Origin of the sequence: Arenimonas sp. MALMAid1274, assembly GCF_049195245.1 — a bacterium.
Taxonomy (GTDB): domain Bacteria; phylum Pseudomonadota; class Gammaproteobacteria; order Xanthomonadales; family Xanthomonadaceae; genus Arenimonas.
The window spans coordinates 1103039-1119387 of sequence record NZ_JBMIRR010000027.1; the positions used below are offsets into that span (position 1 = coordinate 1103039).

Sequence of the window (16349 nt, forward strand, 5' to 3'; positions counted from 1 at the left end):
CCATGGCCGACAACTACGACGTCGTCGTCATCGGCGCCGGCCCTGCCGGCTACCACGCCGCCATCCGCGCTGCGCAGCTGGGCATGAAAGTCGCCTGCATCGACGCCGCGCTGGGCAAGGACGGCAAGCCTGCGCTGGGCGGCACCTGCCTGCGGGTGGGCTGCGTGCCCTCCAAGGCCCTGCTCGATTCCTCGCGCCAGTACTGGAACATGCAGCACCTGTTCGCCGAGCACGGCATCACGGCCAAGGACGCAAGCATCGACGTGGCCACGATGGTCGGCCGCAAGGACAAGATCGTCAAGCAGTTCACCGGCGGCATCGCGATGCTGTTCAAGGCGAACAAGATCACGCCTTACTACGGCTTCGGCACCCTGCATCCGAACAAGACGGTGAAGGTGAAGCAGCACGACGGCACGGAAGTGGAGCTGGTCGGCAAGCACGTCGTCATCGCCGCAGGCTCGGATTCGATCGAGCTGCCGTTCGCGAAATTCGACGGCACGCACGTCGTCGACAACGTCGGCGCGCTCGATTTCACCGAAGTGCCCAAGCGCCTGGGCGTGATCGGCGCCGGCGTGATTGGCCTGGAGCTGGGCAGCGTGTGGAAGCGCCTGGGCGCCGAGGTCACCATCCTCGAAGCCATGCCCGATTTCCTGGCCGCGGCGGACGCCGAAGTGGCCAAGGTTGCGCTGAAGGAATTCAAGAAGCAGGGCCTGGACATCAAGCTCGGTGCCAAGGTCAGCAAGGCCGAGGTGAAGAAGGATGGCGTGCACCTGACCTACAACGACGGCAAGGCCGACGCCGAGCTGGTGGTCGACAAGCTGCTGGTGTCGGTGGGCCGCAAGGCCGCGTCCAAGGGCCTGCTGGCCGAAGGCACCGGCGTGAAGCTTACCGACCGCGGCCAGATCGAAGTGGACGAACACTGCTTCACCGGCGTCGAGGGCATCTGGGCGGTCGGCGACTGCGTGCGCGGCCCGATGCTGGCGCACAAGGGCTTCGAGGAAGGCATCGCGGTGGCCGAACTGATCGCGGGCCTGCCGGGCCACGTCAATCTCGACACCGTGCCCTGGGTCATCTACACCGAGCCGGAAATCGCCTGGGTCGGCAAGACCGAGCAGCAGCTCAAGGCCGAGGGCGTCCCCTACAAGACCGGCAGCTTCCCGTTCGCCGCCATCGCCCGCGCCGTGGCGATGGGCGAGCCCGCTGGCTTCGTCAAGGTGATCGCGCACGAGGAGACCGACCGCATCCTGGGCATGCACCTGGTGGGCGTGGGCGTGTCCGAGCTGGTGCACGAAGGCGTGCTGGCGATGGAATTCCACGGTTCGGCCGAGGACCTGGCGCGCATCTGCCATGCGCATCCGACCCTGTCGGAAGCCATCCACGACGCCGCCATGGCGGTCGACAAGCGCGCCATCCACAAGGCGAACTGAGCATGCGCGCGGCCGTGGCGTCGGCGCTGTCGCTCGCCCTGCTGGCGGGATGCGCAACCCAGGGCGGCGACGTGTCCGCGCAGGAGGAAGCTGACCTGGCTTCCTTCCTCACGCCGGTGCCCGCCTCCCGCCCGCCGCTGGCGACCGATGCCCCACTGGGCACGGAAGAAAATCCGGTCCGGGCCGTGGGCCCGGCCGGTCAGCGCGACTACCTGGCGCGCCTGCGCTGCAAGGACGGTTTGGCGCCGGAGTTTTCGCGCACGGGATCTGTCGGCCTGAGCGGCTACGGCAAGATGATGGACGGCTACCGCGTGCAGTGCCGCGGGGAAGCCGAACGCATCGTCGTCATGGACATGTACCACTGCGCGCAGGAATCGCGCACCGTGCCGGGCTTCCAGCTGATGGACAGCGTGGCCACGCCGATGACCCAGCAGGGATGCGACGCACCGTGAGCGCCCCGGCTGCGGCATTTCGCGCCTTCCGCATCCACACCGAGGGCGGCCACCGCGCCGGCATCGAGACGATCACGCTCGACGACCTGACGCCCGGCGAGGTGGTGGTCAAGGCGGCCTATTCCAGCGTCAACTTCAAGGATGCGCTGGCGGGCACCGGCCAGGGCAAGATCCTGCGCAAGCCCAGCCTGGTGGGCGGCATCGATCTCGCGGGCCACGTGGTCGCGTCCAGCGATCCGCGCTTCAAGGAAGGCGACGCGGTGCTGTGCACCGGCAGTGGCCTGTCGGAAACGCGCGACGGCGGCTACTCCGAGTACGTCAGGCTGGAAGCCGACTGGACGATTCCCCTGCCCGCCGGCCTGTCGCTGCGCGAGGCCATGGTGCTGGGCACCGCCGGCTTCACCGCCGGCCTGTCGCTACTGCGCATGGAGCACAACGGCCAGTCGCCCGACCAGGGCCCGGTGGTCGTCACCGGCGCCACCGGCGGCGTGGGCATGCTGGCCCTGGACCTGCTGACCCGCGCGGGCTACGAGGCCCATGCGATCTCCGGCAAGGCCGACCAGGCCGATTTCCTGCGTGCCCTGGGCGCCCGAGAGGTCTTCCCGCGCGACACGCTGGACGCGGCGCGGCGCCCGCTGGAAAACGCCCGCTGGGCCGGCGCCATCGACAACGTCGGCGATCCGGCCCTGGCCGCGCTGACCCGAGTGATCCAGCCCTACGGCAACATTGCCAGCTGCGGCCTGGCCGGCGGCCCGGGCCTCGCCACCACGGTGATGCCCTTCATCATCCGCGGCGTGTCCCTGCTGGGCATCGCCTCGGCCGGCACCGCCCGCGCCCAGCGCGAGCAGGTCTGGGAGCGGCTTGCCGGCCCCTGGAAGCCCGCCCACCTGGACACCATCTGCACCCGCGAAACCACGCTCGACTGCCTGCCCGAGGTATTCCCTGCCATGATGGCCGGGGCATCTTTCGGACGAACGGTTGTCCGGTACTGACCCCGGTTGCGCCCTGACCGCCCCCCCGGCATACAATCACCTACCTGTTGGAGGCCCATTCATGGCACGCATCCTGATCGTCGATGATTCCCCGTCCCAGCTCATGGGTATGAAGCGCATTGTTGAGAAGCTGGGGCACGAGGCCCTCACCGCCGAAGACGGCGCCGCCGGCGTGGACATGGCCAAGGCGCAGAAGCCCGACCTGATCCTGATGGACGTGGTGATGCCCAACCTCAACGGCTTCCAGGCCACGCGCGCGATCTCCAAGGAAGCCACCACCTCGCACATCCCCATCGTGCTGGTCACCACCAAGGACCAGGAGACCGACAAGGTCTGGGGCATGCGCCAGGGCGCGAAGGCCTACATCACCAAGCCCTTCAACGAAAACCAGCTGATCGAAGTCATCAACGGCCTGCTCTCGGCGGGCTGATCGCTTCCCGCGATTTCGTAAAGGCTTTTTTGCCACGGATTTACGCGGATGATCGCGGATCCAGAAGCAGGATCAGAAAAGTAGAAAGGGTCCCGCGAGGGACCCTTTCCTGTTTGCGATCATCAGTTTTATCCGCGTTCATCCGCGTAAATCCGCGGCAAAAACTCACGCCTTCCGCGCATCGAAGTCGAAGGCCTCCGCCATCTGGCGATAAAGCGCCTTCTGCGCGTCGGTGTCGGCACGCGGCGCGCGCACTTCGATCTCGACGATCTGGTCGCCGGCCGCCGGCTTGCCCGGCAGGCCGCGGCCGCGCAGGCGCAGCTTGCGGCCCGTGTCGGAATCGGCCGGGATGCGCAGTTCGACCGAGCCGCCCAGCGTGGGCACGCTCACCGTCGCGCCCAGCGCGGCCTGCCACGGCGCCAGCGGCAGCGTGTACAGCACGTTGCGGCCGTCCACCTCGAACTCGCCGTGCGGGCGGTAGTCCACTTCCAGCAGCAGGTCGGACGCGCGCCCGGCGCCGCGCTGGCCCTGCCCCGCCAGGCGGATCACCTGGCCGGGCGCGATGCCGGCGGGCACGTTCACTTCCAGCGTGCGTCCGTCCACGTTGATGCGCTGCTTGCCGCCGGTGTAGGCCAGCTCCAGCGGAATGGCCAGCTTGGCGCGCACGTCGCCCGCCGGCTGCGGCCGCGCGGGTCCCCGGCCGCCGCCGAACAGCGACTCGAAGAAATCGCTGAAGCCGCCGCCCTGGCCGAAGTCCTGCTGGTAATTGAAACCGCCCTGCCCGAAACCGCCCTGGCCGAACCCCGGCGGCGGCCGGAACTCTTCGCCGGGCCGGTAGCCCTGCGACTTGAGGCGATCGTATTCGGCGCGCTTTTCCTTGTCGCGCAGCACCTCGTAGGCCTCGTTGACGGCCTTGAAGCGCTCCTCCGCGCCTTTTTCCTTGCTCACGTCGGGGTGGTACTTGCGCGCCAGGCGGCGGTAGGCGGTCTTGATCTCCGCCTCGCCGGCACTGGCCTCCACGCCCAGCGTTTCGTAGTAGTCCTTGAACTGCATCGTGTGCCTCTGGCAAGTGAAAGCCCGCGGAGAGCATCCGCGGGCCTAGTCTACCTGTTGCACCGCGACGGTCTGCGGCGTGGCGCTTCCCTGGCCACGCCCGCGCGACCGCCGCGGGACCTCCACCCGGGGGAGCGGGCCTTACTGGACCTGGATGCGGCGCGGGGTCACTTCCGGGCGCTTGGGAATGGTGATCTCCAGCACGCCGTGCTTGCCGGCGGCGCTGATGCCCTCCGGGTTGGCGCTGTCGGGCAGCGCGAAGCGACGATAGAACACGCCGTGCGCACGCTCCACGCGCGAGAAGCGCGCGCCTTCCTCGCTCGCACCGGTGCTGCGCTCGCCCTTGATGGACAGGATGCCCTTGTCCATCTGCACTTCGATCGACGCCGGGTCCACGCCCGGCAGATCGGCGAAGATCACGAAGCGCTCGGCCTCTTCCTTGATGTCCACGCGCGGCACCCACTGGCTGGTGACGACGCTGGACGCGTCGGTGTCGTCGGCATTGAAGAACTTCTCGAACGCCTGCTTGATCTCGTCCTGCAGGTGGCGCGGTGCGGTCTGGGAATAACGGGTCAGGCTCATCTGCTCTCTCCTTGGGTTCGGCGGCCGCTCGACCGCCATGCCACCAACATAGGGCCCGCCCCGCCCGCTTCAAGCCGTTGAAATCGGCCGGTCGCGGCCCCAATCCGGGTCTTTCCGCCATCACAACCGGGTAGATCTGGCGCCGGGCGAGCCGCGGAGGTGCAGGTCACTTTCTGCTCAGAGAATCTGCGCCTTTGGCCGTCCCCGCCAGATTCGCTTCTCGGGATTGCCAGGAACTCACCTCCGCCGCCGGGCGGACAGGTGTCCCGGTCTCGACGTCCATCGAGCTCGCGACCATGGGGGTCGCGTGTCCAGGTGGACACGCACGCGCTGACGCGCGGGTGGCAGGTGCATCGAATCGTTTAACCGCGAGATCAGCAGGAGAGATGGCCCGCCTTGGTCCGGATCGCACACGCGCAAGCATCGAAGCGCGTGGTCGCGGGCCTTCCGTTGAGCACCCGCGGCGGAGGGACCGGCGGCGCCGTGGAAGCGAAGGTCACTTTCTGCGAAATAAAGGCCTTGCTGAGCAGAAAGTGACCTTCGCTTCCGCGGTGACGCCGGCGCCACGCACCCCCAAGCCGAGTGATAGCAACGAACAAGGGCTAGACTGTGGAGCCATCCCCTGCCCCGGAGACCCGCATGACCATCCAGATCGGCGACAAGATCCCGCACGCCACCCTCAACACCCTCAAGGACGGCGTGCAGGCCGTGGACACCGGCGAACTCTTCGAGGGCAAGAAGGTCGTGCTGTTCGCGGTGCCGGGTGCGTTCACTCCCACGTGCTCGGCCAAGCACCTGCCGGGTTACGTCGAGAAGTTCGGCGAGTTCAGCAAGCGCGGCATCGAAGTGGCCTGCCTGTCGGTCAACGATGCGTTCGTGATGGACGCCTGGGGCAAGAGCCAGGACGTGCCGGAGGAAGTGCACATGCTGGCCGACGGCAACGGCGCCTTCACCCAGGCCCTGGGCCTGGAGCTGGACGCCACCGCGTTCGGCATGGGCCTGCGCGCGAAGCGCTTCGCGCTGTACGCCGAAGACGGCGTGGTCAAGCAGCTGCACGTCGAGGCGCCGGGCGAGTTCAAGGTGTCGTCGGCCGACTACGTGCTGGAACACCTGCCCTGATCCCGGGCCGGCGCGCGCGGCGGCACGGGCCGCGGCGCGATCGCTTCAGCGCACCACGCGCAGCGTGATCTCCGCCCAGGCGCCGGTGTCGGCCAGGGCGGTGATCTGCTGTTCGCCCGGCGCGTCGAACACATGCGTCCACGGGCGTGCGCCGCGGGTTTCGCCCGCCAGGCGTCCATTCACCAGCCAGCGCACGCGTGTCTCGGTGCCCAGGGCACGCAGGCGCAGCGTGGCCGGCCTCGCACTGCCCGGTGCCCGGGCCAGACGGCTGCCGTCGGAAGCGCCGTCGATGCGCAGGTTCTCCATGCCATCGAGCGCATCCGGCGCGCAGTCGGCCGCCAGCGGCGGGATGGCGCTCGCGCGGCGCTGCGCGGCCGGCAACCAGGGATAGGCCAGGCCGGGCCAGCGCGCGATCACTTGCGACTGGCGGCGGTGGGACGCCGTGCAGGACGCCGACAAACGCTGGCCGGTACGCGCATCCACGTCCATCTGCAGCCGGCCGGCGCCCCAGCGATGCGCATCGCGCTCGGGCAGCGTGGGCGGCAGGCTTCCGGCCAGGGCCAGGGCCTTGCGCGTCTGCTGGCACAGCGCAGGTTCCGCCGGATCCGGCGGCAGCCCCAGCGGCCAGCAGATGTCCACGCGCTGCACCTCAGCCGGCAGCGCGCGGCGGCGCGCATCCTCGCTGGCGCGCGGCAGGCTGTCCACCACTTCAAACAGCAGCGGCAAGGCCGTGATCGCGCCGTACTGGCCGGGCAAGGGCGTGCCGTCCGGCCGCCCCACCCACACGCCGACGGTGTAGCGGGTCGTGCTGCCCAGCGCCCAGGCATCACGAAACCCGTAGCTGGTGCCGGTCTTCCAGGCCACGCGCGGGCGGCCGCTGGTGTCGAAGGCCTCGTCGCGCTGGCCGGGCCGGCCATGCTGTTCGAGCACGTCGCGGATGATCCAGGCCGCACCCGGCGACAGTAGGCGTCGCTCCTGCAGCGGATCCTCGGGCGCGTAGCGCACCTGCCCTGCCAAACCGTCGGCGTTGAGTGCGCGGTAGGCCCCGACCAGTTCCTCCAGCCGCGTGCCGGTGCCGCCCAGGATCATGGACAGGTTGGGCTTGGCGCCGCGCGGCAGCCGCAGGCGCAGGCCGGCATGCGCCAGGCGCGCGGCGAAGCGTTCGGGGCCCACGCGGTCCAGCAAGTCCACCGCGGGCACGTTCAAGGACAGGCGCAGCGCATCGGATACCGACACCGGGCCGTTGAACGCCGGATCGAAGTTCACCGGCCGGTAGTCGCCAAAGCTCTGCGGTGCATCCACCAGCAGGCTTTCCGAGTGCACCAGGCCGTCGTCCAGCGCCAGCCCGTACAGGAAGGGCTTGAGCGTGGAGCCGGGCGAGCGCGTGGCGCGCACCATGTCCACGTGGCCCAGGCGCCGGGCATCGGCGAATTCCAGCGAGCCTACGTAGGCGCGCGCCTGCAGCGTGGCGTTGTCCACCACCAGCAGCGCGGCCGAGGTGCGTTCGGGCAGCTGCGCGAAGTAGCCGGCCAGCCGCTGCTCGAGCACGCGCTGCAGGGGCGCGTCCAGCGTGCTCGGGATCCGCGACTGGCCGGGATGCGCCGCGCGCAGTCGCTGCGCCAGCAGCGCCGCCGACAGTGGCTGCTGCAGGCGTCGCGCCACCACCGGCTCGATGCGGGCGTCGGCCACCTCGGCCGGCGTCCAGGCGCGCTGCGCCACCATGCGCGCCAGCAGCTTGTCGCGTGCCGCGCGCGCCGCTTCGGGATGGCGATCCGGACGCAGCCGGCTCGGCGCCTGCGGCAGCACCGCCAGCAGCGCGGCCTCGGCCTGCGACAGGTGGCGCGCGGGCTTGCCCAGGTAGGCCCAGCTCGCCGCCTCGACGCCCTCGATGGTGCCGCCGAAGGGCGCGTGGTTGAGGTACAGCGTGAGGATCTGGTCCTTCGAGAAATGGGCTTCCAGCTGCAGCGCCCGCAGCGCCTGCCGCAGCTTGCCGCCAGGGGTGCGGCGGTGCGGCTCGAGGATGCGCGCGACCTGCATGCTCAGGGTCGAGCCGCCCGACACCACGCGTCCGTTGACCACCCATTGCCCCGCGGCGCGCAGCATCGCCACCGGATTGATGCCGAGGTGGTAACGGAACCAGCGGTCCTCGTAGGTGGTCAGCGCCTGCAGGTAATGGGGCGACACCTCATCGGGGACAACGGGATAGCGCCATACGCCGGAGCGGTTGGCGAAGGCGCGCAGCGGCGTGCCGTCGGCGGCCAGCACCACGCTGCCGTTGTCCCGGGGGTCGGGCAAGGGCAGCGGGTACATCTGATCGAGCGCGAACGGCGAGGCCAGCACCAGCAGCCCCGCCGCGACCATGCGCCATCGGCGCACGTCAGGGCTGGACGACGGTCACCGACGCCGGCACCGCCTTCCCGACGCCGCGCAGCTGCGGCCGGTACATGTCCTCCACCTGCGGCGGCGGCACCACGTAGGTGCCGGGCGTCACCGCCCGCACCAGGTAGAACAGCTGCGCCTGCTGGCCCTGGTAGAGCTTGAGCGCGGCCACGTAGCGGTCGTCGCGGTACTCCTCGTGCCGGATCTCGGACGCGTTGGCCCGCTCGGTGATCGTGACGCCCTCGATCACCACGTCGGCCCACTGGTCGGGATCGCTGAGGTTGAGGTTCTCGATCTCCAGGCCGGCGGGCAGCAGGTCCACCAGCAGTGCGTCGGGCATCGCCTCGCGTGCCTCGACGCGCAGCGCGGCCACCAGCACCTGGCCTTCGCGCAGCGGGCCGGGCTTCCAGGCCGTGCCGTCGGGGTTGTACCAGCTGCGCTTGACGCTGATGGCCGAGTCGTCGGCCACCGGCGCGGTGCGCGGCACACCGGCCACGTCGATGCTGGCGAACAGCGGCGCTTCGGCCTGCGGGGCGAAGCGCACGCCGGCCGCGAGGTCGCCGTAGCCGAAGTCGCGGCTGAACATGCGGTCGGCGTCCACGTCCGTATCCTGCGCACCGACAGTGAGCACACCCGAGAAGGTGCGCTGCGCATCCAGCGACAGGCCCTTGCCGAGGCGGGCCAGGGCGATCTGCTCCTGCGTGCTGAACCAGGCGTAGCCGCTGGCGTTGCGCGCCTGCATCTCGCGCGACAGTGCCATCAGGCGGTCGTCCTGCTGCTTGCTGCTGCGCTTGTGCTCGCGCAGCAGGGCCAGCATCAGGCTCTGGTCGCGCAGCTCGGAGCCGTAGTCGCCCAGCCAGCGCGGACGGGCGTCCTTCTTCGCCAGCGCCTCGGCGATGGCCTTGCCGGCGCGGGCCTCGTCGCCCTGCAGCGACAGCGCCAGGCCCAGGTGCAGCAACGGCAGGCCGGTGAGCGACTTGCTGCGCTCGTTGTCGTACAGCGCGCGCAGCGTGCCCAGCGGCGCCCGGTTGACCTTGGCCAGTACGTAGCCGGCCTGGGCCTGGTAGGCGAAGCGCAGGTGGTCGGCGTCGTCGTACGCGTAGAACGGCACGCCGCCGGTAAGCAGGTCCTCGTTGAGGCGCTCGAGCGACTTCTGCAGCATCGCATCCGGCACCGCGAACCCGGCCTCGCGCGCCGCGAGCATGAACTCGGTGATGTAGGGCGTGAGGATGGCGGTGGAATCGTTGCCGCCCCACATCGAGAAATGCCCGTTGGCCGACTGCAGTGCCGCCAGGCGGCTGAAGGAGGCCTCCAGCCGCTTGCGGCGGGCCTCTTCGTCCAGGCCCGGGAAGCCCATGCGGCGCGCGGTGTCGGCATCGAGCAGCAGGGCCGCATAACCGCGGGTGGTGGTCTGCTCGACGCAGCCGTACGGGTAGCTGAGCAGGTCCTGCAGCGCACGCGCGAACGGCAGCGGTGGCTGCGTGGTCAGGGTCATGCGCGCCGAGACCGTGCCGGGCATGAGGCCTGCGGCCACGTCGGCGCCCAGGGTCACGGCAGAACCCGGCTGCACGGTCTGCGCGCGCGAGCGCACGACGGTGCCCCAGGCGGCGCGCACCGGCACGTCGAACTCGCGGTTCACCGTGTAGCCGCCGCCTTCCACGCGCAGCTTGAGCGTGCCGACGCCGTAGCCTTCGGTGCCGCTGAGCACGTAGGTCAGGGTCTGCTTGGCTTCGTCGGCCAGCGATACGCTGCGGCGCTCGCCGGCTACCGCGATCGGCCCTTCGGTGCCGAGGGTGACGACAAAATCACCGGCCTTGCCGGTGTAGTTCTGCAGGTCCAGCGTGACCGTGCTGCGGTCGCCGGGCGCCAGCGCGCGCGGCGCGCTGACCTCGGCCAGCACCGGCGCGCGCAGGATGCTCTCGGTGCTGCCCTGGCCATAGACCTCGTCGCTGAAGACCAGGGCCGACACGCGCAGCGTGCCGTTGAAGTCCGGCACCATCACCTCGACCTGGGCCTTGCCCTGGGCATCGAGCTTCACCGGGCCCGAGAACAGGTCCACCGTCTGCACGCGCGCGGTCGGGCGGCGGGCCTGCGGCAACGCCAGCAGCGCCATGTCGCCACCGAAGCGCAGCGTGGCCGCCTCGCCCTCGAAGCTTTCGATCACGCGGCCGTAGAGATCGTAGGACTCGATGCCCAGGCGGCGCTGCGCGAAGAAATGCGCACCGGCATCGGGCACCGGGAAGCGGGTGATGTTGAGGATGCCCACGTCCACCGCCGACACCGTGGCCCACGCGGTCTTGCCGGCCAAGGCCGGCGCGCTGAGCGTGACCGGCAGGGCCTGCTCGGGACGGGTCTGCGCCGGCGCCGTGACGGTGACGGGCACCGAGCGCGCACTGCGGTCCATGGGCACGTGCGCCACGCCCACGGCGCGCGCCGGCGTCACCTTCTCCACCGCCGAACCGCCGCGCAGCACCAGCGCGGTGATGTAGACGTCATGGCGCTCCCATGCATCGGTGACCTGGAGCTCGTAGGTTTCGCCCGGCTTGGCCGCCAGCGGCTGCACGTGCAGCAGCTGGTCGCTTTCGACGATCAGCAGGCCCTGGCCCGGCTGGGGCGGCGTGACCGTCACGCGCAGCGTGTCGCCGGCCCGGTAGGCGGTCTTGTCCAGCGCAATCTTGACCTTGTCGGGACGCGCGTCCAGGCCGCGGTTCTGGTTGTCCCAGCTCCAGCCGGCCACGAAGGGCAGGCGCGACAGCAGGCCGGTCTGCGGATCGGTGATCTCCAGCCGGTACTCGCCCCACTCCACCGGGAAGTCGATGCGCACGTCGCCGTCGGCGCGCGCGTCCAGCGTGCGCGTTTCCACCGTCTCGTAGCGTGCGGTGTAGTCGTAGCCCCAGCCGCCGTCCTCTTCCTGGCGCCAGTGGTAGTCGCGCAGTTCGCGCACCAGGCTGACCTTCAGGCCGGCGCCCGCCAGGCGCTTGCCGGCGGCATCGCTGCGCAGGATCTCGAAACCGGCCACGCCGTTGGCGGGCGCGCTTTCCTTGATGTCGAACAGCGGGCGCACGCCCACCAGGGCCGGCGCCGGCCACAGCGTGCGCTTGAGGCTGCGGCTGACCGGGCGGCCGCCGCTTTCGTACACGCTGCCGCTGAGCACCACGGCCACCGGTGCGGCCGGCTTGGCGGCTTCCTCCGGCAGGTCGACGTCGACGCTGAGCTTGCCCTGCGCATCCAGCGCCTGGTCGATCACGTCCTTGCCGTCCTTGGGCAAGGACACGGTCGGGTCGCCGAAGAAGTGATCCGGGAACGCCTCCACCGGATGCTGGTCGGCCGCCACCGACAGACGCGCGGTGAAACGATTGCCCGCGGCCGGCGCGCCGTAGAGATAGGCGGCGTCCACGCGCAGCGGCAGCGCGTCGCCCGGCGCCAGCGTCGGCTTGGCGCTGGCCAGGTCGAGCTTCATGCGCTCGGGCAGGAACTCCTCGATGCGCAGCGACATGCCCTGCACCACTTCGGCCGCGCCCGGTGCGGTGCGGAACTCCACCTGCCAGCGGCCGGTCGGCACGTCCGGCGGCAGCGCCTGGCTGAAGCTGAAGTAGCCGCCCTCGCCCGGCGTGAGCCGCGTCTCCAGGAAGACCTTGCCGTCGGGCTGCTTCAGGCTCAGGAACAGCGGCTGCGCCTTCACCGCGCGGCCGTCGTAGTCGCGCATCAGTGCGGACAGGCGCACGGTCTCGCCCGGGCGATACAGGTCGCGGCCCGACCATGCGAACACGTCGAACCAGGCCTGCGGCCGGCCGGCCACCGCGAACTCGGACAGGTCCAGCGCCGGCTGGTTGAAGGGCAGCAGCGATACGTCGTTGCCGCTGCGCGCCACCAGCACGTGGCTGGCGTCGAGCTTGTAGGCCACCAGCGCATTGCCGGCGCCATCGGTGCTGGCGCGCGACACCACCTCGCCCTTGCGGTCGAGCACGGTCAGCGCGACGTCGCCGGCGGGATCGCCCGACTGCAGCGAGGCTGTGTGCACGAACACCTTGTCGTCGTAGGCGCGCAGGTGCAGGCCGATGTCGCTGACGAAGAAGATGGCGGTGTCGTAGTCGTCGCTGTACGCCCCGACCTTGCGCATCAGCGCGAAGTACAGGCCAGGCTCCTGCAGCTGGGCGATGTTCTGCACCGGCAGGTAGCTCAGCCGGCGCTCGTTGTCGGCGCCGCCCAGCACGAAGCGGTTGAGGTAGACCGAATCGGCCACGCGCGTGATCGCCACGCGGTCCTGCCATTCGCTGTCGCTGAGCTCCCAGCCGCCGCGGCGGCCGCCGCGCTGGTAGCCGACGAAGAAGTTGGCCACTTCGCTGTCGCGCACGCGCAGGAATTCGACGTCCACTTCCGGCACGTTCACCGACACCACCGGCAGGCCGCGGGTGTCGCGCGCGGGCAGCACGCTGCCCTGCGAGGCGAAGCCGACGGCCGGCTCGACCGGACCGGTGTTGACCTTGCGGGTGTCGTCCTTGCCCAGCGTCTTGCCATCGGCCGCGGCCAGCCCCGCGCGCAGCAGCACGCTGTAGTCGCGGCTGGCCTCGACCGCGGGGAAGCGCAGCTTGGTGGCGCTGTCGTCCAGCACCCAGCTGCCCTTCACCACTTCACCGTTGGTGCCGGTGACCACCAGCAGTTCGTCGAACACCTGGCTGGTGGCCAGCGGCTGCGAGAACTCGAGTTCGATCGCCAGTTCGCCGCCCTGTTCGCTGCGGCCGGCGCCGACCAGCGCGAAGCCTTCGACCTTGGGCCGGGCATCGACCGCGTCGCCGCCCTGCAGTTCGGGCACTTCGTTGGCGTCGCGCTTGCAGCCCGCGAACACCAGGGCAACCACGACGAGGATCAACAGTGCCGCGACGCGGCGGAGGGCGTTGCTTGCGATCATGGGGCCTGCTCCCGGGGGATGCGGCCAGTATAGGGCGAGCGCCGCGGCGCCGATGCGCCACGGATTCGTCTCGGGAAAACGGTCAGCGCCCGGCGCGATGCCGGGACGCGTTTACTCGCCGCCGGCGACCGGCAGTTTGGCCGCCTGCGCGGTGGCGGCGGCCACCTTGTCGATCGGGGTCATGCGCAGGGCCATGTCGGCCATGTCCAGGCCCAGGCCCGCGCCGCGCGAACGCGACATGGCGGCCAGGTCGATGTCGACGTAGCCCATGGGCTTGCCCTCATGGGTGAAGGCCAGTCCCGGCACGCCGTCCACCAGCAGCCGGTAGGTCGGGGTGCGGGTTTCGCCCAGTACCAGGCCGGGGCGGAACACGGGTACGCCGCCCCACTCGTCCGAGGTGCGCATCAGCGAAAAGAACACCGTGCCCGGCTCGGCCTTTTCACCCTGGGACAGGTCCACGTAGTCAAGCTTGCCGGCCGGCTTGCGCAGCCGCAGCCAGGCCAGGCCCAGTTCGGCGTCGCGCGTGACCAGGTCGGCCGGCAGCCATTCCTCGCTGTCGGCCAGGCGCACGCGGAAGTCGCTGGACTTGGCCACCGGCGCCGCTTGGCCCGGGGTGGTGCCACCGAAGGCGCTGAAGTCGAGGCTGACCGACCGGTCGGGCACCAGCAGCAGGCCATCGGCGCTGACCAGCACCGCCTGGGTGCGGTCCTCGATGCGCTGCTCGTTGCCGGAATTGGTCACCGACATCACGAACTTCACCGTCACCACGGCCTGGGCGTGCTGCTGCACCAGGTCCTTGTAGATCGGGCGGTAGTCTTCGAACACTTCGGCGGCGTGGACCGCGGGCGCCAGCAGCAGCAGGGCGGGCAGGACGAGCAGGCGGACCAGGGTCATGGTTTCTCCGTGAGCCAGTAGCGTTCGAGGTAGAGGATGCGGGTTTCGCTGCCGCGGATCACCTGCAGCGGGATCACGCTGCCGTTGCCCTTGGCCAGCGCCGCGTCCAGGGCCTGGTTGAGATCGGACAAGCCGCGCACGGGCTGGTCGGCCAGGCTGATGATGACGTCGCCGCCCTGCAGGTGGGCCAGGCCGGCCGGACCGCCGGCCTCGACACCGTCCACGATCACGCCGGCCTGGCTGGCCGGCAGACGGCGCGCGGCGCGGTCGTAGAAGCCGAACTCGCGCAGCTGCGCGCGCAGGCGGGTCAGGGCCAGGGTGCGCAGGCCCGAGGTGTTGGTGGGTGATTCGGCCAGCGTGACCTCGAAGCTGCGGGCCTTGCCGGCGCGCATCGCGTCGAAGCGGGCCTGGCTGCCGATGGCCAGGTCGCGCACGCGCTGGTGGTAGCCGTCGGCCGAGGTTTCGTTGGCGGCGCGCAGCGGCTCGCCGTCGATGGCGGTGAGCAGGTCGCCGACTTCGGCACCGGCTGCGGCCAGCGGGCTGCCGGGATAGACGCGGATGATGCGGTAACCCTGCGCGCCCAGCCCCAGATCGCGGGCCAGGGTGGTGGTGACAGGCTGCACTTCCACGCCCGACCAGGCCTTGGCCAGTTCGGGCAGCGGCGTGCGCATGCGGTCGCCATGGATGGGCACCAGTACCGCCAGGCGCTGCTCGGCCTCGCGCTGGAACTCCACCACCATCGGCGCGCCGGGCTCGGCGCCGGGCTTGCCGGCCACCGCCTCCAGCTCGGCCAGGCTGGCCACCGCCTTGCCATTGACGCGGCGGATCAGGTCGCCCTGGGCGAGGGCCGGACGGGCGATGGCGGCCGGGCCGCCGGGGCGGATGCCGGTGACCAGCAGGCCGCGCGGATCTTCGAAATTGCGGCGACGGCCCATGGCCGCGGTCATCTCCGACACCGACAGACCGAACGGGGCGAAGGCACGCTCGACCGCGCGGTCGTCGGGCTGCGACTGCGCCACGATGCTGACCGTGCTGCGCTTGCCGTCGCGGTCGATGTCCAGCTTCACCGGCTGCCCGATCGGCATCTCGGCGATGCGGCGCTGCAGCGCGGGCACGTCCACCGGCTGAAGTGCGCTCACCGCGCTGCCCTGGAGCTGGACGATGCGGTCGCCGGCGCGCAGGCCAGCCTTCTCGGCCGCCGAGCCGCGCTCGACCGCATTCACCAGCACGCCCTCGCGCAGGCCCGTGCCCTTCAACGAACGCAGCCGGAAGCCCAGCTGGGCGCGCGCGACGTGGCCGTGCTCGATCAGCGTGCGCACCACTTCACCGGCATCGGGGCCGGGGATGGCGAAGGCCAGGTCGCCGCCGAAGATCATGCCGCGGGTGTTCACGCCGACGATGCGGCCCGACAGGTCCACCAGCGGGCCGCCGGAATTGCCCGGCGCGATCGCGGCGTCGTGCTGGATCCAGGCGTAGTAGCGGCCGGTGGGTTCGTCGGCGCCCAGCCGGTCTTCGTAGTCGGCCTCGTCGTCGAACAGCGACACCAGCAGGCGGCGCGGGTTGTTCACCACGCCGGCGCTCATCGAATTGGACAGGCCCCAGGGCGCGCCCATCGCCAGCACGGTGTCGCCGGGACGCAGGTCCAGCGTGGAGGCGAACTCCGCATAGGCGAAGGTTTCCGGACGCGGCGTCACCACCTGCAGCACCGCCAGGTCGGACAGGGTGTCGGTGCCCACCAGGCGCGCCGGCAGCTCGCGGCCGTCGGCGAACACCACGCGAAAGCTCTTGCCCTTCTGGGTGACGTGGGCATTGGTGGCGATGTGGCCCTCGGCCGACACCACGGTGCCGCTGCCGCTGGACACACTCAGCACGGGCTCGCCCTGCTGGTGGTCTTCGCGCACGTTGAGGATGCTGACCACCACCGGAAGCACGCGGTCGCGCGCTTCGGAGATGCGGTTGGCGTCGCTGGCGCGGACCGGCGCGGGGTCCGGCGTGGCGGCGGGCTGGGCCTGCACCACGGCGGCGGCCAGCAGGAGCAGCGTGGCCACGGCGGCCGCGGCAGGTCGGATCAGGGGCATGCGGGGCTCCAGAGAGGTTCCGGGCTTAGGGTAC

General features: G+C 70.6%; 11 protein-coding genes. 5 read left to right on the forward strand and 6 right to left on the reverse strand.

Annotated elements, in window-relative coordinates; genetic code table 11:
• Positions 1-2 precede the first annotated feature (2 nt).
• The 4 genes from lpdA (at position 3) to ACOQFR_RS13765 (ending at position 3301) form a co-directional block, all read left to right on the forward strand.
• Entirely contained in the window at positions 3-1427 is a 1425-nt protein-coding gene (lpdA, locus tag ACOQFR_RS13750) for a dihydrolipoyl dehydrogenase (protein WP_421382828.1), read from the forward strand.
• Between the two features lie 2 nt (positions 1428-1429).
• On the forward strand, positions 1430-1879 hold the full coding sequence (locus tag ACOQFR_RS13755; RefSeq protein ID WP_421382830.1) for a hypothetical protein: 450 nt from the start codon (positions 1430-1432) through the stop codon (positions 1877-1879).
• Complete coding sequence (locus ACOQFR_RS13760; protein WP_421382832.1) at positions 1876-2871, forward strand: oxidoreductase; 996 nt, start codon at positions 1876-1878, stop codon at positions 2869-2871. Before ACOQFR_RS13755 ends, ACOQFR_RS13760 begins: the two co-directional genes overlap by 4 nt.
• Before the next feature lie 61 nt (positions 2872-2932).
• Positions 2933-3301 (forward strand): response regulator, encoded by a 369-nt coding sequence (locus ACOQFR_RS13765; RefSeq protein WP_421382834.1) that lies wholly within the window; start codon positions 2933-2935, stop codon positions 3299-3301.
• Positions 3302-3466: 165 nt separating this feature from the next.
• Here ACOQFR_RS13765 and ACOQFR_RS13770 read toward each other — a convergent pair whose 3' ends face one another.
• On the reverse strand, positions 3467-4354 hold the full coding sequence (locus tag ACOQFR_RS13770) for a DnaJ C-terminal domain-containing protein (RefSeq protein ID WP_421382836.1): 888 nt from the start codon (positions 4352-4354) through the stop codon (positions 3467-3469).
• 141 nt (positions 4355-4495) lie between these two features.
• Positions 4496-4936 carry an Hsp20/alpha crystallin family protein gene (locus tag ACOQFR_RS13775; protein WP_421382838.1) on the reverse strand — a complete coding sequence of 147 codons (441 nt, stop codon included), beginning with the start codon at positions 4934-4936 and terminating at the stop codon, positions 4496-4498.
• 639 nt (positions 4937-5575) lie between these two features.
• Between ACOQFR_RS13775 and ACOQFR_RS13780 the strand changes: the two genes are divergently transcribed.
• On the forward strand, positions 5576-6055 hold the full coding sequence (locus ACOQFR_RS13780) for a peroxiredoxin (RefSeq protein WP_421382840.1): 480 nt from the start codon (positions 5576-5578) through the stop codon (positions 6053-6055).
• A 45-nt stretch (positions 6056-6100) separates the two neighbouring features.
• Here the strand turns inward: ACOQFR_RS13780 and pbpC are convergent, their stop codons facing one another.
• The 4 genes from pbpC to ACOQFR_RS13800 all read right to left on the reverse strand — a co-directional run bounded on the left by pbpC (position 6101) and on the right by ACOQFR_RS13800 (position 16315).
• Positions 6101-8416: a penicillin-binding protein 1C gene (gene pbpC, locus ACOQFR_RS13785; RefSeq protein ID WP_421382842.1), complete on the reverse strand. Its 2316-nt coding sequence runs from the start codon at positions 8414-8416 to the stop codon at positions 6101-6103.
• A 16-nt stretch (positions 8417-8432) separates the two neighbouring features.
• A complete protein-coding gene (locus tag ACOQFR_RS13790) occupies positions 8433-13343 on the reverse strand; it encodes an alpha-2-macroglobulin family protein (RefSeq protein WP_421382844.1) in 4911 nt (1636 codons plus the stop codon).
• Positions 13344-13454: 111 nt separating this feature from the next.
• Positions 13455-14237, reverse strand: a complete 783-nt coding sequence (locus ACOQFR_RS13795) for a hypothetical protein (RefSeq protein ID WP_421382846.1) — start codon at positions 14235-14237, stop codon at positions 13455-13457.
• A complete protein-coding gene (locus ACOQFR_RS13800) occupies positions 14234-16315 on the reverse strand; it encodes a PDZ domain-containing protein (RefSeq protein WP_421382848.1) in 2082 nt (693 codons plus the stop codon). The genes ACOQFR_RS13795 and ACOQFR_RS13800 overlap by 4 nt, the downstream gene beginning before the upstream one ends.
• Between the last annotated feature and the right edge of the window lie 34 nt (positions 16316-16349).